The sequence below is a fragment of the Pseudomonas sp. ANT_H12B genome (genome assembly GCF_008369325.1).
GTDB lineage: Bacteria > Pseudomonadota > Gammaproteobacteria > Pseudomonadales > Pseudomonadaceae > Aquipseudomonas.
On record NZ_VOBI01000022.1, the window covers coordinates 93,036 to 115,262 of the forward strand.

Genomic DNA, 22,227 nt, shown 5'->3' on the forward strand with positions numbered 1-22,227 from the left:
TTCCGATCAGGCCCAGCGTTCGGATCAGGCCATGGAGCGTCAGCGTCACGAGACCGATCAGGTGGCCACGGCGATCAATGAAATGTCGGCGGCAGCCCAGGAAGTGGCGAAGAGCGCGCAAAACGCTGCCGTTGCCGCTCAGCAGACCGACGAAGAAGGCCAGGCTGCCAAGCGTGTGGTGGCCGGCAGCATTGTGAAGATTCATGCACTGGTGAACGACATCCGCAGCAGCGGCGTGTCCCTCGACAGCCTGCAAAAAGACGTGTCGTCGATTGTCAGTGTGCTCGGGGTGATCCGCTCGATTGCCGAGCAGACCAACCTCCTGGCGCTCAACGCAGCCATCGAAGCCGCCCGCGCCGGTGAGGCTGGTCGTGGTTTTGCGGTGGTAGCTGACGAGGTGCGGGCGCTGGCCAGTCGCACGCAAATCAGCACTCAGGAAATCCAGGGCATGATCGACCGCTTGCAGGCCGGCACTCAGTCGGCGGTGGAAGCCATGCGCCGTTCCAGCGAGGCCGGTGACGGTACTTCCGCTCAGGCCAACGAGGCTGGCGCATCGCTGGACACCATGGCCCAGTTGATTGGCACCATCAATTCGATGAACGCCCAGATTGCCAGTGCCGCCGAAGAACAGACCGCCGTGGCTGAGGAGATCAACCGCAGCGTGCATCAGATCGCCGTGGCGGTGGACAGCGTCGCCGACGAAACCCAACTCGGCGCCCAGACTTCTCGTAGCCTGGCCGATCTCGGTCAGCGCCTGGGCAGTCTGGTCGGGCAGTTCCGAATCTGAAATACAGGCACGGAACCTGTGGGAGCGGGATTGTGGTGTTCAATCCTTAGCTCAAAGGCCTGTCCCAATACGGCACCGGTCCAAAGCATTCGACATAAAAATCAATCACCGTCCTGACCTTCACCGACAAGCGTCGGCTGCCGGGCCAGAGCACGGTGATTTGCTGCGGTTCGAGGCTGTTGGACACCTGATACTCCCCAAGCACCGGCACCAGCGTCCCCTCGCGTACCGCCTCGCCAATCAGCCACGACGGAAACATCACCAGCCCCAGGCCTTGTTCGGCGGCCTGGGTCAGGGTGTCGGCGTGGTTGCCGGTGATCGGCCCCTTCACCGCGTAGGGCGTCCAGTCCTGCTGATTCTTGCGAAAAAACCAGCGCTGCTGGCCGGTCACGCCTTTGTAGGCCAGGCATTGGTGCGCGGCGAGGTCTTTGGGATGTTGCGGGGTGCCGTGACGTTCCAGATAAGCCGGGCTGGCAGCCACTTGAAAACGATGGGGCGCCAGAATCCGCGCCTGCATGCTCGAATCGTGCAATGGGCCGATGCGAAACAGCAGGTCGGCGCCTTCCTGTAACGGATCGACGTAGCTGTCGGTCTGCTGGATATCGAGTTGCAGCTTCGGGTAGCGCTCGCAGAGTTGCCCCAGCCATGGCGTCAAGTGCCGTTGGCCAAACACCACCGGCGCGTTGATCCGCACCAGCCCGCTGGGTTTGCTTTGTTGTTCCTGCAACGCCTGTTCGGCTTCTTCCAGTTGCACCAGGACCAGTCTGGCGTGATGCCCGAGCATCCGCCCGGCTTCGGTGGGCGAGACGGCGCGGGTATGACGGTAGAGCAATTGCTGACCCAAGGCCTGCTCCATCAACTGGATTTGCCGGGAAATCGAAGAGGGCGCCAGGCCTTCCCTACGCGCGACTTCGGAAAAACTGCCGTGATCGAGAACGGCGACAAACAGTCGAAGTGCTTTGAATCCCAGTTCATTGAGGCCGTGCATGGCGAATCCTGCTGTGCGCGTTGCGCAAAAGTGTTGTCCGGATGCTCCCATTTATCGCAAAGGAGCACCAGCCGATAATGCGCACCATTGTTTCTATTGGCAGGTTTTACTTATGCAGTCTTCTTCTCTCGATGACGTAAGCGTTGTCGCAACGCCCGCTACCAAACCAAGGTTGCGACTCTTGCTTTTACCTTTGGTGATCCTGGCCGGCATGGGCCTTTCCGTTGAGGCAGGTTTGCTCGGGCCGCTGGGGGTTCAGGTCGGACATCTGTGGGCGACCTTGAGCATCTTCGGCGTCGGCTCGGCGATTCTTTTTTTGCTGTTGCTGTTCAGTGGCCCGCAACAAGGGCCGGCGTTGAGCGAGTTGCCGCGCTGGCAGTTGATCGGCGGTTTTCTCGGGCCGATGTACGTGATCGTGCTGACATTGGCTACGCCGCACATCGGCGTTGCCATGACCATGATTGCGATCCTCTCCGGGCAGGTCGGCAAGAGTGTGCTGATCGACCACTTTGGCTGGTTCGGCGCTACCCGCAAAAAGGTCAACGGTGAACGTTGGCTGGCCTTGCTGCTGATTGTCGCGGCACTTGTTCTGATTGCTCGGGGTTGATGATGAATCTGGTTATTTTGTTGGCAGTGGTCGTGGCGGCCGGTGCGGTGTTGAGTGTCCAGGCTGCGATCAATGGCCGTCTCGGCGAAACGGTCGGTGTATTGCGCAGCAGTTTGCTGACGTTCGTGGTAGGTGCGGTGGTGACCGGTTTACTGATCCTGTTTTTCGAACCAGCCCACGCGATGAGCCTGCTGGACGTGCCGAAATGGCAGCTCAGCGGTGCGTTGTTCGGGGTGGTTTACATGATGGTGATGGTGGGCGCGGTGCCGCGGGTCGGGACGGCGGTGGCGACGGTGGCGGTGATTGTCGGGCAGCTGGGAATGGGGATGCTGATCGACAACTTTGGCTGGCTGGGCAATCCGGCGATTGAGTTGTCGAGTAGCCGGATACTGGCGATGGTGTGTCTCGCGTTGGCGTTGGTGTTCATGTATCGCAGCAATACGCAGCAGGGTTGACGCAAGCTCCTACACTGGTAAGACGGGCCGCGTTTGCGGCAACCGGACGACCACAACAACGGAGTCAGACTCATGAGTGACGGTGAAAGTATCTGCGACTGCCCCCAATGCTCCTGCAAGCTGGGCGAACATCCGATCGCGCGTCACGGCAAGCACTATTGCTGCGAAGCCTGCGCCAAGCATCATGAGCACGGTGAAGAATGCGCGAGTAAAGGTTGCAAGTGTGCCCATGGCTGACCGTTGCCACGGGCAGAAAAGTGGAGCCTATTCGGGCTCCACTTCCATTTTCAGACTTTGATCGTCCAGCCGTTCGGTATGACGGATGACGCCATTCAATCGTCGCCCCTCAACCCGTACCAACACTGTTTTCGCCTGTTCCAGATCTTCCGGCATCGGTGACTGGACGCGTAACGCGAAGCGGGTCGGATCATGCTCGACTTGTTCCAGGCCGACCTGACACTCGGCGCTTTTGGTGACTCGGCCGAACAGCGTATCCAGGCCGTAGTCGATGTGCGCCTTGCTGGTGGTTAGTTGTGTTGTTGTCATGAACTGATCCCTCCAAATGTCTGAAGCTGCGCTATCAGTTAATTCGCTGGCCGCCACTTGACGTTTTCCACGCCGAATTTCTCCGCCAGCGGCTTGCTGGTTTTTTGCACCTTCTCTCGGCCAAAACGAGGGATTCGTCCGACCCCCGCATCGCAACTTGCCCAATGCCAAGCCTCCGCGTTGTCCATCTTTTCCAGGCGGATAATGAAAGACTTGGGGGCGCCATGAAGGGTGTATTCAATGACGAAAAGTTTTGCGTTATTCATAAAGCCCGTATTCCTCCCTGTGGTAATAGAAGGATCGCGGGCGTCACGGAAAATTCAGTCCAATTGTCAGGTGGCGCACGCCAGTGGCGACAAGGCCTGTGGCTGGTTACCATGCAACTCCTGAAAACCCCAATGATCGTTGCCCATGGCCCTTGCCGCGCCCCCGGATCTGAGTGACACCGATGTGCCGGTGCAACCGCTGGCGCGCACCTATCCGCGCGGGCTGTATATCGAGCCGCATGAGCATGTGTGGGGGCAATTGCTGTACGCGACGAACGGGGTGTTTTGTTGCCATAACCCCATCAACTATGGGAGTGGGGGGTTGCTCGCGAAGAGGCCCTGACAGTCGACATCAATGTCGTCTGCTAGAATCGGCGCCATTGATCCCACGAGGTACCCCATGAGCGAGCCGATTCGACTGACCCAATACAGCCACGGCGCAGGTTGTGGCTGCAAGATTTCTCCCCAGGTGCTGGAGGTGATCCTGGCCGGCAGTGGCGCGCAGAACCTTGACCCGAAACTCTGGGTCGGTAACGCCTCGCGCGATGACGCGGCGGTGTATGCCATCGATGAGGAACGCGGAGTGGTCTCGACCACCGACTTTTTTATGCCGATTGTCGATGATCCGTTCGATTTCGGCCGCATCGCCGCCACCAACGCCATCAGCGATATCTACGCCATGGGCGGCGATCCGTTGATGGCAATTGCGATCCTCGGCTGGCCGGTCAATGTGTTAGCCCCGGAGATTGCCCGGGAAGTGATTCGTGGCGGGCGTTCGGTCTGCGATGAAGCGGGTATTCCGTTGGCCGGCGGGCATTCCATCGACGCGCCGGAACCGATCTTCGGCCTCGCCGTGACCGGTTTGGTAGAAAAGCGCCACATGAAACGCAACGATACCGCCACCGCCGGTTGCCTGCTCTATCTCACCAAACCCTTGGGTATCGGCATCCTCACCACCGCCGAGAAAAAGGGCAAGTTGCGCAATGCCGATATCGGTCTGGCCCGTGACTGGATGTGCACCCTGAACAAACCCGGCAGCCGCTTCGGCAAGCTCGAGGGCGTGACAGCGATGACCGACGTCACCGGATTTGGCCTGCTCGGGCACTTGGTGGAAATGGCCGACGGCAGCAACGTGACCGCCCGCATCGAATATGACCGAGTACCGCGCCTGCCGGGTGTCGAGTATTACCTCGATCAGGGCTGCGTACCGGGCGGGACATTGCGTAACTTCGACAGCTACGCCAGCAAACTCGGGCGTCTTCAGGAAATGCACAAACGCGTGCTCTGTGATCCGCAAACCAGCGGTGGCCTGCTGATCGCCGTCACCCCCGAAGGCAACGAACAATTCCTCAAAGTGGCCGCCGAGCTGGGCCTGACCCTTGAGCCGATCGGTGAACTGGTCGAGCGACAGACTAACGCGGTCGAGGTGTTTTGATGTCTATCGACTGCACCGATTACCGCGACATTTTTCTCAACGATCGGCCGATGATGGATACTCGCGCGCCGGTCGAATTCAGCAAGGGGTCCTTCCCGAGCGTGGTCAACCTGCCGCTGATGAACGACAGCGAGCGCGAGCAGATCGGCACCTGTTACAAGCAACACGGTCAGCAAGCGGCCATTGCGCTGGGGCAACGACTGGTCTGCGGCGACGTCAAGGATCAACGCATCCGGGCCTGGAGCGAGTTTGCCCGGGCCAATCCTGACGGCTACTTGTACTGTTTTCGCGGTGGCTTGCGCTCGCAGATCGTCCAGCAATGGCTCAAGGACGAGGCGGGCATCGACTATCCGCGGGTCGGTGGCGGCTACAAGGCCATGCGCACCTTTCTGCTGGATACCGTCGATCAGGCGGTTGCCCAATGCGACTTCGTCTTGCTGGGTGGCATGACCGGCACAGGCAAGACCGAGATACTCACGCAATTGAGCAATGGTCTGGATCTGGAAGGTCACGCTAATCATCGCGGTTCCAGTTTCGGCAAACGGGCCACCGGCCAACCCACCAACATCGACTTTGAAAACTGCCTGGCGGTGGACGTGCTGAAGAAGCGTGCCCAAGGTATCGAGCAATTCGTGCTGGAAGACGAGAGCCGCATGGTCGGCAGCTGTGCCTTGCCGTTGCCGTTGTACAAGGGCATGCAAGGGTTTTCGATGGTCTGGCTGGAGGACAGTGTCGAAGGTCGGGTCGAGCGGATTTTGCAGGATTACGTGATCAACCTGCACGCCGAATTTGTCGCTGTGTACGGCGAGCAAGGGTTCATGCTGTATTCCGAGCGGCTGATTTCAAGCTTGAATAATATTTACCGGCGCTTGGGTGGCGAGCGTCATCAGCGCATGTTTCTGCAGATGGAAAGCGCACTGCAAGAGCAGGCGCGTTCTGGATCGGTCGAGCTGTTTCGGGACTGGATTGAAGTGTTGCTGCGCGAGTACTACGACCCGATGTATGCCTTTCAGCGGGAGAATAAAGGGGCGCGCATTGAGTTCGCTGGGGAGCAGGGGGCTGTTCTTGAGTACCTGCGAGCGCGCGTCACCCGGCGGGACTAATGCTCGCGGGTAAGCCTCGCTTCTACAGGATGTCGGATCGCTATCGAGTGAGCGACAAAAATCCTGTAGGAGCGAGGCTTGCCCGCGAAGAGTCCCTTGCGTCGCTATAAGTCTTAAAGCACTGCCACCCCGATCAACCCGCTGACCACACCAATCCCCATGGTCATCAGCGCCACGCTGACCAGCACCCGGGTATCGAAATCCTTGCGCAGCATCAATAGCGACGGCAGGCTGATGCTCGGCAGGGTCATCAGCAGTGCGACTGCCGGGGCGGTGCCCATGCCTAGGGTCATCATGGTTTGCACGATGGGGATTTCCGCCGCCGTGGGAATCACGAACAGTGTGCCGATGATCGCCAGCGGCACCAGCCACAGCAGGCTGTTGGCCATGACGCCGTCGATGTGCGGAAACACCCAGACCCGCACCGCACCCAACACCATGACTGCCAGGATGTAGATCGGGATAGTGCTCCAGAACAGCTGCCACAGGGTTTTGCCCCAGCGGATCATGAAGGGTTGCGAGTCCTTTTCGGTGGCGTCGGCCACCGCCTCGACGGCGGCTTCAGGCAGAGTTTCGGGGCCGGCGATACGCTGAGCGACTATCGACACACCGAATACCAGCACGATGCCCGCCACCAATCGCAACGCGGTAAACCCCCAACCGAGCACAAAACCCATGAACACCAGGGTGGCCGGGTTGAGCACCGGGTTGCCGATCCAGAACGCCAGCGCGGCGCCCACCGATACATTCGAACGACGCATGCTGGCGGCCACCGGAGCGGCGCAGCACGAGCACATCATTCCCGGCAGGGCGAACAGACCGCCGCGCACGGTCGAGGCAAAACCGGCACGCCCGAACAGGCGCAACAACCAGTCTCGCGGGATCAGTACTTGCAGCAGGGAACCGAGGATTATCGCCAGCACGGCGGCTTTCCAGATCGCCAGGAAATACACCTTGGCATAGGTCAGGGCAGCGGCCAGGGGCGCGATTTGCTTATCGTTGAGGATAGAGGCGCCGATGCTGTGATTATCAGCGGCGACGAAGGCTTTGATGTAGTAGGGCGACCACTTGACGTAGTAGAGGCCGACACAGGCCACCAGGACGAACAGGGCGGGTTTCCACCAGAACGACCAGCCCCGGGCGGGGACGGCTGTGGTTGAGAGCGACATGGAGTGGTTCCGGACAATAGGGGCGATGGGCATGATAGCCCAGCCCCTCGGAACCTGTGATCTCCATCGCTTGTGGGACGCGACCGAAACTTACGTCGGGCAGGTTTCCCGACCGTTATCCAAGCCTTGCTTGTAGCTGTGGCTTTGCAGGCTGGCCTTGCCGTTGTGCCACGTCAGGGTCAGCACGTACAGCGAATCGTAGTCGCTCGATTCCCAGTCGTCGGTGATGTTCTGTTTCTTGCCGACGGCTTCGCCCGCGACTTTGTTGATCAGCTCCGGCAGGTAGCCGTGGGACCAGGCGGTGTAGATGACCGAGTTGTGATACTTGTCGTGAAGCAGCTCATCGGCCAGGTCGCTGGTGTCGTTGGCCGAGAAGTTGATGTTCACCGGCAAACCGAGCTTGATCGCGCTGGGGCTGATGGTCATCAAGGGGCGGATGTAACTGTAGGAATTGTCCAGTTCACCTTCCTCGACATTGCGCGTCGGGTTGGCGGCAAACACGTAGTTGGCCTTGCCGAATTTGTTCGGCAACAAGGTGGCCAGATCGATGGCGCGGTTCAGGCCCTGGCAGTTGAGCTGACCCAGGCCGCCCTCGGGTTTTTCCGCGTGGCGCAGGAATACCAGCGTTTGGGTGCCGTCCGTCTGTTGGGCGCGGCTTTCGCTGGATTCCAGGGACAGAAACAGCGCGCTCGCCGCCAGCAAGATAGGCAGAACGACATACGCGCGATGCTTGAAGGGTCTGGCGAATTTAAAAAGGCTCATCATTGAATAATTGGTTCTTCGGCGCATTCGGTTAAGGCTGACAAACCTTTACACCGCGAGCTCCCAGCGTCGGGTGTTTTCCATGTCGTTGTGCCGGTTCGTTTCCGAAAGGGCAATGCTCAGAGTCCTCTGAAGCCCATTTGGTTCGATCCGTGCGAGTGCGCAGCACTGTAACGGCAACCTTCAATGGGTTGGAGCAAAGCTTATAGACAGCATGTTGCGGATTTATGGACACGACACACCTTACCCTAGCAGGCGCTGTCGAAGGCTGAGATCGTTTGATCGTGCTCATCAGCGGTATTGATAACGCCATAAGATGGCAGTCTTTTGCAGCGCCTACATTATGATCGTCACTCTCAATTTCCTCGTGGATCCTTCCCATGACCGATTTGTCTGCGTTCCCCATCACCCAAAAATGGCCGGCCCGGTACCCCGAGTGGATTCAGCTTTACTCCTTGCCCACGCCCAACGGCGTCAAGGTTTCGATCATGCTCGAAGAGATCGGACTGCCCTACGAACCGCATCGCGTGGGGTTCGACAGCAACGATCAGTTGTCCCCTGAATTCATGTCGCTGAACCCCAACAATAAGATCCCGGCCATCCTCGACCCCCACGGCCCGGGTGATCAACCGTTGGCGCTGTTCGAGTCCGGGGCGATTCTGATCTACCTGGCCGACAAAAGCGGGCAACTGCTGGCCCAGGAGTCGGCCGCGCGCTACGAGACCATCCAGTGGCTGATGTTTCAGATGGGTGGCATCGGGCCGATGTTCGGGCAGGTCGGTTTCTTCAACAAATTCGGCGGCAAGGACTACGAGGACAAACGTCCCCTGGCCCGCTACGTTGACGAAAGCAAACGCCTGCTCAATGTGCTCGATGGACGACTACAAGGGCGCGACTGGATCATGGGCGAGCGCTACACCATCGCGGACATCGCGACCTTTCCCTGGGTGCGCAACCTGATCGGCTTCTATGAGGCTGGCGATCTGGTGGGTATCCACGACTTCCCCAACGTGATGCGGGCACTGGAGCGCTTCCTGTCGCGGCCGGCGGTAATGCGTGGGCTGGAAATACCTAAACCCGTCTCAAATTAAACTGGAACCTGTGGGAGCGAGCCTGCTCGCGATAGTGGCGGCACATTCAACACCCCGGTGTCTGAACGATTGCAATCGCGGGCAAGCCCGCTCCCGCAGGATTTTACGTTGGCAGGAAGATTGTTGCCGTTCCAGTAACGCAGTCTTGAGTGTCCGACGTTTGTGCACTACGCCTTGCAGAGCATAAGCTTTGCCCCTTTACGACGTTCGTCTTGTCCTCCGATTTTCAGGAATGCCCATGCCCAGTCAGTTCCCCGAAGCACGTCCACGCCGTCTGCGCCGCAACGCGAGCCTGCGCAGCCTGTTCCAGGAAACAGAGTTCAGTTTGAATGATCTGGTGCTGCCGATTTTCGTCGAGGAAGACATCGACGATTTCGTGCCGATCAACAGCATGCCCGGCGTGATGCGTATTCCGGAGTCGAAATTGGCCGGCGAGATCGAGCGATATGCCCGGGCCGGGATCAAGTCGGTGATGACCTTCGGTGTGTCGCATCACCTGGACAGCAGTGGCAGCGATACCTGGAGCGACAACGGCCTGGTGTCGCGCATGTCGCGCATTGCCAAGGATGCGGTGCCGGACATGATCGTCATGTCCGACACCTGTTTTTGTGAGTACACCGACCATGGCCATTGCGGCGTGCTGCACAACCATGAAGTCGACAACGACCAGACCCTGATTAATCTCGGTAGACAAGCCGTGGCCGCAGCCCATGCCGGCGCTGATGTCATCGCCCCGTCGGCGGCCATGGACGGGCAGGTTCAGGCCATCCGCCGCGCGCTCGATGACGCCGGTTTCAGCCAGACCGCGATCATGGCTTATTCAACCAAATTCGCTTCGGCGCTTTACGGTCCGTTCCGTGAAGCCGGCGGCAGTGCGCTCAAGGGCGATCGCAAGAGCTATCAGATGAACCCGATGAACCGCCGCGAAGCGGTGCGTGAATCGTTGCTGGACGAGCGCGAAGGCGCCGATGCGCTGATGGTCAAACCGGCCGGTGCGTACCTGGACATCATCCGCGACATCCGCGAAGTTTCGCGCCTGCCGTTGTCGGCGTATCAGGTGAGTGGCGAATACGCGATGATCAAATTCGCCGCCCAGGCCGGGGCGATCGATGAAGACCGCGTGGTGCGCGAGAGCCTTGGGGCGATCAAGCGGGCGGGGGCGGATTTGATCTTTACCTATTTTGCGATGGACCTCGCCCTGGCCGGGATCTAAAACCCAACCCTGACCCTCTGTGGGAGCGAGCCTGCTCGCGAAAGCGGTGTTTCAGTCACATTGATGTTGGATGTGCCACCGCTTTCGCGAGCAGGCTCGCCCCCACAGTTGAGGTTTGGTGTACTCAGGATCAGCCGAAGTAGGGCCGGATCCCGTGATCCTTGAAATACCGCTCGATCACCTTCGGATCGGAACACGTCTCGGCAATCGCCACGTACGTATCCGGTCGCAACAGATAAAATCCGTTACGCCCCAGGCCCGCCGCTTCAAACGCCGGCCGCCAGTCAAAAACATGCAGCGGCAAATGATGTTCGTGGCACCAGGCGATCATTTCGTCGCTGGTGTCGCCATACACATGCACCTGCCAGGTCGGACATTTCAGCGGTCCGTAATTGTCACCCTCACCGTCGTGCGCCCAGGGCAGCCGGTCGCCGCCATGCACGTGACCGGCAACACCGGTGCTCAATGGCATCGCGCGATAATTCAGGGTGATCTGCGACACCGTGCGAAACAGGAACTCGCGGGCGGTTTCCAGCGAGGTCATTTTGGGCAGCACGAACGGCGCCAGGCGGGTGCGCAGCAAATCGGCCAGGCGTCCTTCAGCGGTGACGAAACTGAACACCCGGTCGGTGGTGGCAACCAGTTTGCGGGCAAATGCGATGCGCTCGGGTTCGTAGGTGTCGAGCAGATTGGCCGTGGCACCGCCGCTCAAAACTGCCGCGAGTTTCCAGGCGAGGTTAATGGCGTCGCCGATCCCGGTGTTCATGCCTTGACCACCGGCAGGGCTGTGGACATGGGCGGCATCACCCAATAGAAACGCGCGCCCGGTGCGAAAATGGTCCGCCACCCGATGATGCACGCGGTAGGTCGAGAACCAGTTCAGCTGTTCGATCTGCACCTTCAGATTTTCGATGGCCCGGCTGCTGACGTCTTCGAAACGCAGGGTTTCGACATGCTCGGCGCGTTCATCGCGAACCGTACCAATCAGTCGGGCGCGGCCGGTACCGGCGAGCGGAAACACCGCGAGAAAATCCGCTTCATCCAGGTCCACGTGCAGTTCTCCATTGAACGTCGGCCCGCTGGCCTGCACGTCGGCGACGTAGAAAATCTGCTGGTAGGTGCCGCCAGGAAATCCGGTATCCAGGGTTTTGCGTACGACTGATCGGGCACCGTCGCAACCCGCCAGATAACAGGTCTGACAAATTTCCTGTTGACCATCGGGCAAGCGCAGTCGGGCGGTAATACCGTCGCCGGTTTCCTCGAAACCTTCCAGTTCGGTGCTGCGCTCCACCTTGATGCCCAAGGCGTCGAGGCGTTCGATCAGCAGCTTTTCGTGTTCGTCCTGCGGGAATATTTCGAGGAATGCGTAGGGCGTCAGACCCTCGCCGATACGGCTCAGCGGCAAGTGCGCTACCGGCTCGCCCTTGACCCAGAAATTGGCGGCCGCCACTCGATGGCCGTTTTTCACAATGGCGTCGCTGAGGTCCAGTTGGCGATACAGCTCCAGCGTCCGCGCCTGGACGGCCAGCGCCCGCGACGTGGTGCCGGGGGCTGATGTCTTGTCGAGAATCCGCACGCGGATCCCCAGTTTGCTCAGCCACAGTGCGAGTACCAGCCCGGTCGGGCCGGCGCCGATGATCAGCACGTCGCTACGATTCATGAGCCGGTCCTCCTCGGTGTGTGGCTCAAGTATGGTGCAGTCGAAGCGTATGGCCAGGCCGGCCGCCCAACGGAAAAGGCCCCGCAGCCGTGAAGCTGGGGGGCCTTTCGTTGAACGGTGGTGATCAGAAGTCGATGCTGCCCGACAACTTCGCCACCCGTGGTTCGCCTTGGGTCAGGTAACCGCCCTGGGCCGACTCCCAATATTTCTTGTTGGCCAGGTTCTCAATGCCGAAGCGCAAGGTCACATCTTTCCTGGACCTTGAAGGCGTAACGGGCGCCGGCATCGAAGCGGTTCCAGGTCGGCAGGCTGAGGTTGTTGGCCGCATCGGCGTATTGACCGCCGGTGCGCAGCATCCGCGCATTCAGCGCTACTCCTTGCAGGCCGGGGACGTCCCAATCTGCCGAGGCATTGAACTGGAAGGTCGGTACGCCGATGGCGTCATTACCATCGTTGAGACCGCCCTGGGTTTTCTTCAGTTCGGTGTCCATCAAGGTCAGGCCGCTGATCAGGCGCAGGCCGCTGACGGGTTCGCCGAAGATGTTGAGTTCGACGCCTTTGTTGACCTGCTCGCCTTGACGCACGAAGCGCGCGGTGGTGGCGTCGACAATTTCGGTGTAGCCATCGCTCGGTTGCTCGATCCGGTACACACCGAAGCTGGCGCCATAAGTGCCCATGTCGACCTTGACCCCGGCTTCAAGCTGTTTGGAGCGGGCGGGTGCAAAAGCCTGATTGCCGTCGATGACGACGCGTCCGGCCGCCGAAGTCGGCGAGGTTGGGCCTTCAGCCAGACCTTCGATGCGGTTGGCATAAAACGAGACGTGTTCCCACGGCGTGAACACAATTCTCAGTAACGTTGTGCAATCAATTTGTCATTACGCTGTGAAGGTAACGTGCGGCTCGACAGCTGCTACCAGGGCTTTGGGAACAGGGGGATGTCGTAAGGGTCATAGCCTGCGCCATGCCATTGATCGTATGGTTAACCCGACTCAACGGATTTGATGGAGCACCATGCAAGCCAATCGATTGATCATGAGTGCCACCGCGCTGCTGGTGCTGGCCGGTTGCGGCACCCAGCGCATCCAGGAGCCACCGACACGCAAACCCGCCGAGGTCAGGGCAGAAATCGTGCGCCTGCTGCCGGCCAAAACCGTCGATCGCCAAGGCTGGGCTACCGATATCTATGCAGCCTTTGCCGCCCAGAACATTTATCCATCCACCCAAAACCTGTGTTCGGTGCTGGCGGTCACCGAGCAGGAGTCGACGTTCCAGGTGGACCCGCCCGTACCGGGCCTGGGCAAGATCGCCCGCGACGAGATTGACCGCCGCGCCGCCAAAGTGCACATCCCCGGCCTGCTGGTGAGCGGTGTGCTGCAGGCGAGTTCAGGCAATGGCAAAAGCTACAGCGACCGACTGAATGCGGCGCGCAGCGAAAAAGAACTCAGCGCGATCTTCGATGATTTCATCGGCATGGTTCCCATGGGCCGCACCCTGTTCGGTGGTTTCAACCCGGTCCACACCGGTGGCCCGATGCAAGTCAGCATCGACTTCGCCGAGCAGCAGGCGCGGGATTATCCGTACCCGGTGGAGGGCTCGATCCGTCATGAAGTGTTCAGTCGACGCGGCGGCATGTACTTTGGCATCGCCCACCTGCTCGGTTACCCGGTGAGCTACAAACAGCCGCTGTATCGCTTCGCCGATTTCAATGCCGGTTGGTACGCGAGCCGCAATGCGGCGTTTCAGAACGCGGTGAGTCGTGCTTCGGGCATTCCACTGGCGCTGGATGGCGATCTGGTCCGCTACGATTCGATCATGCCCGGCGCCACGGAATTGGCCGTGCGCACCCTCGGCAAGCAACTGGGCATGCGCAATCCGACGATCAGGGATCAACTGGAGGAGGGCAAAACGCTTGAGTTCGAAGACACCAGGCTTTATCAGCGGGTCTTCGAGTTGGCAGAACAGGCCGAAGGCCGGCCATTACCGCGGGCGGTGTTGCCGGGGATCGTGCTGCAAAGCCCGAAAATCACTCGCAAACTCACCACGGCGTGGTTTGCCAAACGAGTCGATGAGCGTTATCAGCGGTGTATGAAGCGCTGAGCAAACGCAAAAAACACATATAAAAAAACCCGGCTGATGTGGCCGGGTTTTTCATTGAGTACTGCGGTGAAGCCGTTCATTCAGGCTACGCGGTTTTCGATCAGACGATCCGAACCACCTTCAGCGATGCGGTTTTCGATCAGACGATCGGAGCCACCTTCGGCAACGCGGTTTTCGATCAGACGATCCGAACCACCTTCAGCGACGCGGTTTTCGATCAGACGATCGGAGCCACCTTCAGCAACGCGGTTTTCGAGGAGACGATCCGAACCACCTTCAGCAACGCGGTTTTCGATCAGACGATCCGAGCCGCCTTCAGCGACAACCGGGTGAGCAGAGGTAGCGGCGAAAGCGTTAACTGCAAAAACCGAGAAAGCGATGCTGAGGAAGATTTGGCGTTTCATGATGGTGTGCTCCGGGGTGTTCTTGGTTGGGTATGGAGCAGATGTTACGCCGCGGATTTTTTATGAGAACTTCATTGACGTGATGGTGAACATCGACCGCAGTGATGGGACCGGCAATGTCCCTCACGCAGTGGTGATGGTGCGATCGTCGGGCGGCAACCGTGTTGTCGGTTGCGGCTTCTACACTGGATAGCTGGTACCTGTCTTCTATTGTCACGACGGCAGAGTTGATCGCGGCGCTCGACCGATGAACCGACTCGCGGCCCAGAGGTGTTTATGTACCAACTTTACGGACATCAGAACTCCGGTGCGGCGGCAATTGAAGCCGCGCTTGAACTCTGTGAAATCCCATATCGCTTCATCGATGTCGAATCGTCCCCGGAGGCAGCTAAAGCGCTGGAGAAGCTCAACCCGCTCAAGCAGATTCCGACGCTGCAACTGCCCGACGGGCGCATTCTCTCCGAGAGTGCGGCGATCCTGATTCATCTCGGGCTCACGTTTCCCGAGTCGAACCTGCTGCCGGAAGACCCCGCCGAGCGCGATCAGGCCATACGCGGCATGGTGTACATCGTCAGCAATTGCTATGCGGCCATCGGCATCATCGATTACCCCGAGCGCTGGTTGATCGAGGTGGATGACTCGTCCATGAAAAACCTCATGGCAGGGGCCCGCAGGCGGCTGCACTGGAGTTGGGAGGTATTTGCCGATCAATTCTCGGCTGAGTTGTATCTGGACGACGAGACGCCAGGGGCGCTGGATGTACTGGCAGCGGTGGTCACGCGCTGGGCGGGCAGCCGGGAGCATCTACGCAGTACCCGCCCGGGTTTTTTCGCCTGGCTGACGCGAATCGACCGGCACCCGACACTGGCACCGGTCTTCGCGCGGCATTGGCCGCATTGATCATTCGCCGCGGATGTACTGCTCCAACTGGCGAATCAGCTCAGCCTGTTCGGCGATGGCTTCCTTGACCAGGTCGCCGATCGACAGCAAACCGATCAACTGGCCGTTTTCCACCACCGGCAAGTGCCGCAGGCGTTTGTCGGACATGATGCCCATGCAGGTCTCGACGGTTTGATGGGTGTCCACAGTGATCACCGGGGACACCATGATGTCCTCGACCGGCGTGCCGACGGAGGAGCGACCCTTGAGCACGAGTTTGCGCGCATAGTCACGCTCGCTGATGATGCCCACGACCTCGCCATTCTTCACGACCGGCAAGGCGCCGACGTTTTTCGCGGCCATGACCATCAGGGCTTCCAGCACCATTTGATGAGGCGCAATGGTGTGGACTTCATGATTCTGTTCAGTCTTTAACTTCAGCAGTTGGGCGACGGTTTTCATGGCGGTTTCTCAGGTGTTGTCGTTGTCCTTGAAGAATCGTAGACCCAGGCGCTGAGGGCAAGGCAGAAAGCGGCAGATATCGCGCAATAAACGTCATTCGGCGGATTTTCTTCCGTAAACCTCGTGCACCAGGTCGATAAACGCACGGCAACTGTCCCACCGCCGTCCCTGTGGGAGCGAGCTTGCTCGCGATGGCGGCCGGACATTCAACATTGATGTCGGCCGTGATGGCCTCATCGCGAGCAAGCTCCCACAGAGGCTCATCTTTTCTGATCGAGAGTATTCCAAAGTCCCAGGCCGTACTCATCATCGGCCATACATGTGGGGATAATGCTGCGCAGTTTACAGACAGCAATCTTTGAATCCGAGAGTTTATAAATTCCTGGTTAATGTCTTGAAACAGATAGAGGGAAATTAACGCCGGAAATTCGAATAGGCTCGCCCATCCAAAAGTTCATGGATGACACGTAATGTTTAATGCACCAACGGCCACTCAACTTGCGCCGCGTTCCCTTCCTGACTCTGTCAGTCAGAGTTTAGCTGCACACTTCATTGCCAAGTCTGTCCCCGACTGGCTGACAAACATACACGTAAAAAATCACTCTGCTTTAAAACAGGTCGCCGGGCCTGCGTTGCCTTGGTATGACAGCGCATCGGCGCAACTACGGGGCGAGATGAAAAGGGCGATCGAGGCCAGTTGGGCGTCACAAAACGAAAGTGATAAAACCCTGAAAAAACTTCAGGCAATCGAAACATTCGCCGAACCGCTTTTAGTCGCTGCGTTGAAAGACAAGTACAACATCACACTGAATGTGCGAACGACTTGTCTGCGGCTTTACTGTCCCAAGGGCATCGTGGTCGGGTTTGATGTGCGGACTTTATCGCTGCTTGAGGCTGCACTGCACAACTTCGAAGTTAAAGAAACCCGAGCGGGTTATTTCGCGAGGGCAAGTGACTTCATTACCCAGCCTTCTGACACCGGGCAATTCGATGTTGTGCCGATCAAAGACAAACTGTCCGTCGAGGCTTTCGCCGCGCTGTGTCGCGAACTGGATATCGGCGCCCGATATCAGGCTTACCTGAAGGCGTTCATGGGGTTCACCAACCCGGTGGCGAGGGCGGTGTTGAAAATCAAAGTTCAGACCAGCCATAAGGATGCACTGCGTGCCGCCAGTGTTCTGGCATTGATGAAACAAGACATCGATCTTGAAACTCACCAGATGCTTCTGAAGTTGGTTGAGGGGCATCGAGCCCTGACCTTGCGCGGTAAGCCGATGCACTGCTATGGGTTGACGATGATGGACGCTGCACTGACCGGCATCGTCCTGATTGCTCCGGACCTCGACCGCAGCCTTACCACCGAACGCATCATCGCTTATGTTCCCCACGATCCACTGCACCCGATCAAACAGTATCCCTCCACGGCCAGCTTCGCCGCCGAGCTTGCCGCTCAATTACGTGCACCTGAGTATCAGCGGTTTTTCAGCCAGTTTGTCCCGCACCAACAGCGAGGCACCTTCTTTTTCCAGCTCAATGACGCCCTTTCAAGGGTTCAATGGCACACACCAACACCGTTTGAACAAACCCCGACATGGCGGGCCGAGCCGGTGCAGACTCCGAATTTGAGGATGGCAAATAAGCGAATCAGCGCTGATTTCTGGACCCATGACTTCCACCAGAAACTGAACAAGATCCTCAACGACGCCCGGGCGATGGCAGTTCCCACCGACGACGAGGATGAAAAATCTCGTTGGGCGCGCTGGGACAGTTTTCAGAAAATAGCCTTGGCCGTTCTCGAAGTGGCCGCTTTTGTGGCCGCGCCTTTCGTGCCTTTTCTCGGTGAGCTGATGTTGGCCTACACCGCTTATCAACTGCTTGATGAAACGTTCGAAGGGATTGTCGAGTGGTCCGAGGGGCAGCGAAGCGAGGCTGCCGCGCATTTGATCGGCGTGGCCGAAAGCCTCATCCAGTTGGGCACGCTCGTGGCGGGAGGCAAACTGCTCGGCACGCTGTTGCCACTCAAGTCGTCGCCATTTGTCGAGCGCATGAAAGTCGTTGAAATGAGCAATGGCCAGTCACGGTTATGGCAACCCGACCTTGAGGTTTATCGGCGGCCATTAGTCCTGGAGGAAAATGCTACACCCGACGCCAAGGGGATTTATCGGCATGAGGGCCGGGACGTGGTCGCGCTGGATGACAAGTACTTTGTGGTCACGCAGCAACCTCGCCTGGACGAGTACCTTGTTCAGCATCCCACCCGCGCTGATGCGTACTCTCCCAGGCTTGCCCATAACGGTGCCGGCGCCTGGACCCATGAAGCCGAACGTCCCCAGGCATGGCAGGGCGTCACCCTGATGCGGCGTCTGGGGCACAGCGTCGAATCGTTTTCCGATCAGACCCTGGAGCAGATCCGTGTGGCCAGCGGGGTCGAAGAGGACGTGTTACGCAGGCTGCATGTCGAGCATGACCGGCCACCGGCATTGCTGCTCGAAACCATCAAACGCTTCAAGGCCGACCAGGAGGTTCAGACGTTCATCGAGCAGTTAAGCAGCGATGATCCTGAGGTTTATGGCAACCCTGACGTGCAGGCTCAACTGCAACAACTGAAGCGCGATGGCACGTGGCCGGAGTCGCGTGCAGAAATTGCCCGATTGGCCAATGCTGGAAAACCCGCGCTGGTTGATGCCCGCTACTGGCTCAATGAACGTGCCGCCGATACGAATGTCAGCCCGAACATTCAATTGTTGCGCAACGACTTTGCACAGATGCCGCGCACGGTCATGGATGAACTTCTGCGCGAGGCGACCCCCGCAGAGCTTCGGCAAATGGACGAAGGGCAAATACCGTTGCGGCTGCGTCAGGCTTCCCGCGCTGCAATGGTTGAGTTACGGCTCAGTCGGGCTTACGAGGGGTTGTATCTGCAGTCCGGCGAAAGCCTCGATACCTGGCGATTGGCGCTGCATAGCCTGGAACAATTGGCCGGTTGGCCGGCTGAGGTTCGTATCGAAATCCGGGGCGTGTCGTTTGACGGACCGCTGCTTGACGGTATCGGGCCTGACGAATCATCTATTCGTAAAGTCCTTGTGTTCAACGATCAAGGCAGTTTCCAGGCGTATGACACCGACGGTGAGTCCCTGCATGGCCTGGGTGATTTTTACACGTCAATGTTGCAGGCCCTGCCAGACGCCAGCCGCGAGGCGCTGGGCTACGAAATCGGCCAGGGCATCCGGTTGAAGGAAGCTCTGCAAAAGGCCCCGATCAAGCAGGAGGCATTTCGCGCAGTGCTTGCGGATCACCCAGTTCACAACCCTGACCCGGTCGTCATGGGTTTGAGGGGAGGCATGCAAGGTTACGAGCTGATGGAGGTCGTGGAAGAGGGGGCGCCCGGTCCCGAGGAGCGTTTCAAGACGCTCTATCCGGGCGCGTCGACGGACTCGTTTGCCGCGTTCATGCAGTCGTTTGCTTCCAAAACCCAGGCACTGGCCTCTATCCGGCAGCGTGAATTGGGGTTCGAAGGGTTGAGCAAGGCGCTGGATAGCTGGGTGGCGATTGAACGAGGCGAGTATCTGCCGATGGATCAGCGCTACCACAAAGGACGCTTTGCCAAGGCTCTCAAGCAATGTTGGCAGGCCGCTGGGGAATCGTTGCCGCAAGGCTATAGCCTGAATCTGGACTTTCACTGGACCAGCGATTTTCTGGAGTACCTGCCCGTGTTGAACGCAGATTTTCGTCACGTCAGCGCGTTGCAGTTTCGGTACACCGCATTGACTACCGATATCACCGGTTTTCTGGGTTACTTTCCCAACCTCAGGGCACTGGATTTGAGTGAAAACGCTCTGGTCACGCCACCTCGCTTGCGGGAGAACCTGCCGGCGCTTGAGCGTCTGAACCTCTCCAATAACCAGCTGACGCTGACCGCCCAAAGTGTGGCTGACCTGGAAGGCCTGACCCGCCTGCAATCGCTTGGATTGGGCAACAATCCCGCACTGGCGCTGCTGCCGGATGTCAGTCGGATGCCCGACCTTGACCGGCTGGATTTGCACAATACCGGTAGCGCCGATTGGCCCCCGGGTCTATTTGCGCTACCGCGGCCGCGCTCCTTTGCGCTGGATCTGCAAGGCAACCCTGTCGCACACATACCTGACGTCGCGCCCGGGTCCGATGAAGCGCGGCTGATCGCCCGCACCCGCTTGAGTCGCGACCAACTCACTGACCAAAGCCGTCAGCAGTTTCAGGACTATATGCGTTCGGTAGGTTATGACCCGACCCGCAGCTACCCGCCCAAGGGTGAGGAAACCAGTGAGTATTGGCTTGAAGGTGTGGAGGCAGAACAGCGAGTGAGCAGGCAAACGACCTGGGATGAACTTGAGCGGGAACCGAACGCCCAAGGTTTTTTCGAGGTACTGGAACAGCTCAGTGAATCAGCCGACTACGTTGATGACGCCTACCGCCCGGGGCTGACACAACGGGTGTGGCGAATGCTCGATGCCGTCGCCGAGAACACGCCGCTGCGTGAGGAACTGTTTCGCATGGCAGTCAACCCGGACTCTTGCGCCGATGCCGGTGCGCAGATTTTTAATGAAATGGGCAGCAAAGTGCTGGTCCACGAAGCTTATCGGGCAGGCAATCCTGCGCGGATCGAAGCCAGCCTGATCACGTTGGCCAAGGGCAAGTCTCGACTGGATGGAGTAAATGAAATTGCCCGGGCCACGATCCAGGGCAGGTTGGCGGCAGGGGAAACTTTTCAGGCGTTCGATGAAGACGGCGACATCACCGGGACCATCGATGAAGTGGAAGTCTACCTGGCGTTTCAAACCGGTCTGGCGGACCGGCTTGAATTGCCCTGGCAATCACGGGACATGTTGTTCCGGCAGATGGCCGAAGTCGGTGAAGAGCAGATCGACCAGGCGTATCAATCGATTCTGGCGCTGGAGGCAGGAGAGGGGTTGGTGAACCGGATGATTGAGCAGGGGTTTTGGCGCAAGTATTTGAAAAGTCGTTATCCGCGAGAGTTTGCGCAGAATTCGGCGGTGTATAACGCAAGGTCCGAGGCGTTGCTCGATCAGCAATTGGCCGGCTCTGTTTCGCAGCAGGAGTATGAGCGTGGAATCGCTGAATTGGCGGATGCGCGCAAGGGCTTGCTCAGGACATTAACCCGTACAGCCATGGAAAAGCGGTCTATGTTCTAAGAACGATTGGACGCTCAGGACCAATCTCTCAGAGTCCTGAGTGTTTTTATGGTAATGCTATGAGGAAACTGAGTTGGGCAGTTGTTAAAAAACTGGCAACTAAACTTTCGTGCAGAAAAAACCCAACTAAAATGTGTGCGTACCTCTCCATGTTGATAGTTTTTCATCGTTGTATCCTGTTTGGACCTCAGCAGATATATTGCCTTGGGCACTTCTCAATATTCCCGTGCAATTAGTGCATGCAGCGAACGCTTCCGTGGCCGGCGTGGTTATCTTGAATGTCCATATTTTAACTATCTCCTTTTGTTCGCTGGTTTTTAATAGTGAGGCTGTATTTTTAACTAGTACTTCACCGTGAGCTCCGGGAATTCCATCGGGTTCGGGAAGGAGGAAATTGTTTTTGTTCAAGTGATCCAAGGTGGCTTCCCAAACGTCATCTGAAAGTAGCACTGCGTTTTTCTCTCTTCTCACGGTCTGGAAATCGATAGGTGTCTGGCTGCTGCCTTTGTATGTAAGCACAGTAGATTCATCAGAGTTGTAATAGCTTTCATATTTGGCCTCCAGGTGTGTTTTGAATTTGCCGATGTCAGAAACTTTATACGTTCGGAATTCAGCATTGCTCTTGCTATCCACGAGTGTTAAACCCGGGGTGGAGGATATTCCAGATGGATGAGGTATGTTGTGATGGGCGTTCATGAAGAACGTTTGTTCGGGGTCTGCATCTGATAATGAACCACCAGCATTGACGATAAGTTTTGCTTTTTTTGATTTCGTATAGTTGTAGTATGGATGTTGAGCTTTATGTTGGGCCTCCAAAGCCGTAGTTTGTTTTTTTGGGACGTTTCTTGGTGCCTCAAAAGCATGTAAAGCGTTAGAGCTAATCATGGAGTTCGAAGTGTTACGGATTTCCTGTACGGGGTCTCCCGCTAGCCCCAATCTATCAACAAAACTTATCGGGCTATTACTTACCATCGCATACAGATTCAACCCATCCACATCCCCCGCCGGATCGGCACTCACCCAGCGTTGCAACCACGGCGCGTAATAACGCAGCCCATAGTAATAGAGCCCGCTGACATCCATTTCCTTGCCCGAATAACGAACGGTCTTGTAG

At 58.2% G+C, this 22,227-nt stretch carries 19 protein-coding genes and 3 pseudogenes; 12 read left to right on the plus strand and 10 right to left on the minus strand.

Annotated features, from left to right (window positions below):
- Positions 1 to 196: 196 nt before the first annotated feature.
- A pseudogene (locus FQ185_RS31220) lies at positions 197 to 787 on the plus strand (methyl-accepting chemotaxis protein); the annotation flags it as partial.
- Between the two features lie 46 nt (positions 788 to 833).
- On the opposite strand, the gene FQ185_RS26180 reads toward FQ185_RS31220, so the two are convergent.
- Complete coding sequence (locus tag FQ185_RS26180; protein ID WP_149419979.1) at positions 834 to 1,775, minus strand: LysR family transcriptional regulator; 942 nt, start codon at positions 1,773 to 1,775, stop codon at positions 834 to 836.
- Positions 1,776 to 1,887: 112 nt separating this feature from the next.
- Between FQ185_RS26180 and FQ185_RS26185 the strand changes: the two genes are divergently transcribed.
- From FQ185_RS26185 to FQ185_RS26195, 3 genes are all read left to right on the plus strand, one after another.
- A complete protein-coding gene (locus FQ185_RS26185) occupies positions 1,888 to 2,382 on the plus strand; it encodes a DMT family transporter (RefSeq protein ID WP_149419980.1) in 495 nt (164 codons plus the stop codon).
- Positions 2,382 to 2,837, plus strand: a complete 456-nt coding sequence (locus FQ185_RS26190) for a DMT family transporter (protein WP_178113603.1) — start codon at positions 2,382 to 2,384, stop codon at positions 2,835 to 2,837. Before FQ185_RS26185 ends, FQ185_RS26190 begins: the two co-directional genes overlap by 1 nt.
- Before the next feature lie 72 nt (positions 2,838 to 2,909).
- The gene (locus tag FQ185_RS26195; protein WP_149419982.1) at positions 2,910 to 3,074 is read left to right on the plus strand and encodes a metallothionein; all 165 of its coding nucleotides are present in this window, start codon (positions 2,910 to 2,912) and stop codon (positions 3,072 to 3,074) included.
- Positions 3,075 to 3,101: 27 nt separating this feature from the next.
- Here the strand turns inward: FQ185_RS26195 and FQ185_RS26200 are convergent, their stop codons facing one another.
- Together FQ185_RS26200 and FQ185_RS26205 are read right to left on the minus strand one after the other, a co-directional pair.
- A complete protein-coding gene (locus tag FQ185_RS26200) occupies positions 3,102 to 3,383 on the minus strand; it encodes a hypothetical protein (RefSeq protein ID WP_149419983.1) in 282 nt (93 codons plus the stop codon).
- A 38-nt stretch (positions 3,384 to 3,421) separates the two neighbouring features.
- A complete protein-coding gene (locus FQ185_RS26205) occupies positions 3,422 to 3,649 on the minus strand; it encodes a DUF6555 family protein (RefSeq protein WP_149419984.1) in 228 nt (75 codons plus the stop codon).
- Positions 3,650 to 3,794: 145 nt separating this feature from the next.
- Between FQ185_RS26205 and FQ185_RS26210 the strand changes: the two are divergent.
- The 3 genes and pseudogenes from FQ185_RS26210 to mnmH form a co-directional block, all read left to right on the plus strand.
- Positions 3,795 to 3,950 (plus strand): annotated as a pseudogene (locus FQ185_RS26210) (AraC family transcriptional regulator); the annotation flags it as partial.
- Between the two features lie 99 nt (positions 3,951 to 4,049).
- Positions 4,050 to 5,084, plus strand: coding sequence for a selenide, water dikinase SelD (selD, locus tag FQ185_RS26215; protein ID WP_149419985.1), 1,035 nt, complete (start codon positions 4,050 to 4,052; stop codon positions 5,082 to 5,084).
- Entirely contained in the window at positions 5,084 to 6,187 is a 1,104-nt protein-coding gene (gene mnmH, locus FQ185_RS26220; RefSeq protein ID WP_149419986.1) for a tRNA 2-selenouridine(34) synthase MnmH, read from the plus strand. Before selD ends, mnmH begins: the two co-directional genes overlap by 1 nt.
- 113 nt (positions 6,188 to 6,300) lie before the next feature.
- Here mnmH and FQ185_RS26225 read toward each other — a convergent pair whose 3' ends face one another.
- Positions 6,301 to 7,356 carry a permease gene (locus FQ185_RS26225; RefSeq protein WP_149419987.1) on the minus strand — a complete coding sequence of 352 codons (1,056 nt, stop codon included), beginning with the start codon at positions 7,354 to 7,356 and terminating at the stop codon, positions 6,301 to 6,303.
- Between the two features lie 90 nt (positions 7,357 to 7,446).
- Complete coding sequence (locus tag FQ185_RS26230; RefSeq protein WP_371926685.1) at positions 7,447 to 8,118, minus strand: histidine phosphatase family protein; 672 nt, start codon at positions 8,116 to 8,118, stop codon at positions 7,447 to 7,449.
- A gap of 380 nt (positions 8,119 to 8,498) precedes the next feature.
- Here FQ185_RS26230 and FQ185_RS26235 point away from each other — a divergent pair, with 380 nt between their 5' ends.
- Together FQ185_RS26235 and hemB are read left to right on the plus strand one after the other, a co-directional pair.
- Entirely contained in the window at positions 8,499 to 9,209 is a 711-nt protein-coding gene (locus FQ185_RS26235; protein ID WP_149419989.1) for a glutathione binding-like protein, read from the plus strand.
- 238 nt (positions 9,210 to 9,447) lie between these two features.
- Positions 9,448 to 10,422 carry a porphobilinogen synthase gene (hemB, locus tag FQ185_RS26240; RefSeq protein ID WP_149419990.1) on the plus strand — a complete coding sequence of 325 codons (975 nt, stop codon included), beginning with the start codon at positions 9,448 to 9,450 and terminating at the stop codon, positions 10,420 to 10,422.
- A gap of 130 nt (positions 10,423 to 10,552) precedes the next feature.
- Here the strand turns inward: hemB and FQ185_RS26245 are convergent, their stop codons facing one another.
- Positions 10,553 to 12,082, minus strand: coding sequence for an FAD-dependent oxidoreductase (locus FQ185_RS26245; RefSeq protein ID WP_149419991.1), 1,530 nt, complete (start codon positions 12,080 to 12,082; stop codon positions 10,553 to 10,555).
- Between the two features lie 124 nt (positions 12,083 to 12,206).
- Positions 12,207 to 12,924: pseudogene (locus FQ185_RS26250) on the minus strand (TonB-dependent receptor); the annotation flags it as partial.
- Positions 12,925 to 13,093: 169 nt separating this feature from the next.
- Here FQ185_RS26250 and FQ185_RS26255 point away from each other — a divergent pair.
- Positions 13,094 to 14,179 carry a DUF1615 domain-containing protein gene (locus FQ185_RS26255; protein WP_149419992.1) on the plus strand — a complete coding sequence of 362 codons (1,086 nt, stop codon included), beginning with the start codon at positions 13,094 to 13,096 and terminating at the stop codon, positions 14,177 to 14,179.
- An 80-nt stretch (positions 14,180 to 14,259) separates the two neighbouring features.
- Here the strand turns inward: FQ185_RS26255 and FQ185_RS26260 are convergent, their stop codons facing one another.
- Positions 14,260 to 14,583: a hypothetical protein gene (locus tag FQ185_RS26260; RefSeq protein WP_149419993.1), complete on the minus strand. Its 324-nt coding sequence runs from the start codon at positions 14,581 to 14,583 to the stop codon at positions 14,260 to 14,262.
- A 276-nt stretch (positions 14,584 to 14,859) separates the two neighbouring features.
- Between FQ185_RS26260 and FQ185_RS26270 the strand changes: the two genes are divergently transcribed.
- Positions 14,860 to 15,483: a glutathione S-transferase gene (locus FQ185_RS26270; protein ID WP_149419995.1), complete on the plus strand. Its 624-nt coding sequence runs from the start codon at positions 14,860 to 14,862 to the stop codon at positions 15,481 to 15,483.
- Here the strand turns inward: FQ185_RS26270 and FQ185_RS26275 are convergent, their stop codons facing one another.
- Positions 15,484 to 15,924 carry a CBS domain-containing protein gene (locus FQ185_RS26275; RefSeq protein WP_149419996.1) on the minus strand — a complete coding sequence of 147 codons (441 nt, stop codon included), beginning with the start codon at positions 15,922 to 15,924 and terminating at the stop codon, positions 15,484 to 15,486.
- Positions 15,925 to 16,598: 674 nt separating this feature from the next.
- Between FQ185_RS26275 and FQ185_RS26285 the strand changes: the two genes are divergently transcribed.
- Positions 16,599 to 21,113 (plus strand): NEL-type E3 ubiquitin ligase domain-containing protein, encoded by a 4,515-nt coding sequence (locus FQ185_RS26285; RefSeq protein WP_178113604.1) that lies wholly within the window; start codon positions 16,599 to 16,601, stop codon positions 21,111 to 21,113.
- Between the two features lie 126 nt (positions 21,114 to 21,239).
- On the opposite strand, the gene FQ185_RS30895 is transcribed toward FQ185_RS26285, so the two are convergent.
- On the minus strand, positions 21,240 to 22,227 hold a 988-nt coding region (locus FQ185_RS30895; protein WP_306108882.1), incomplete at its 5' end, for an RHS repeat-associated core domain-containing protein.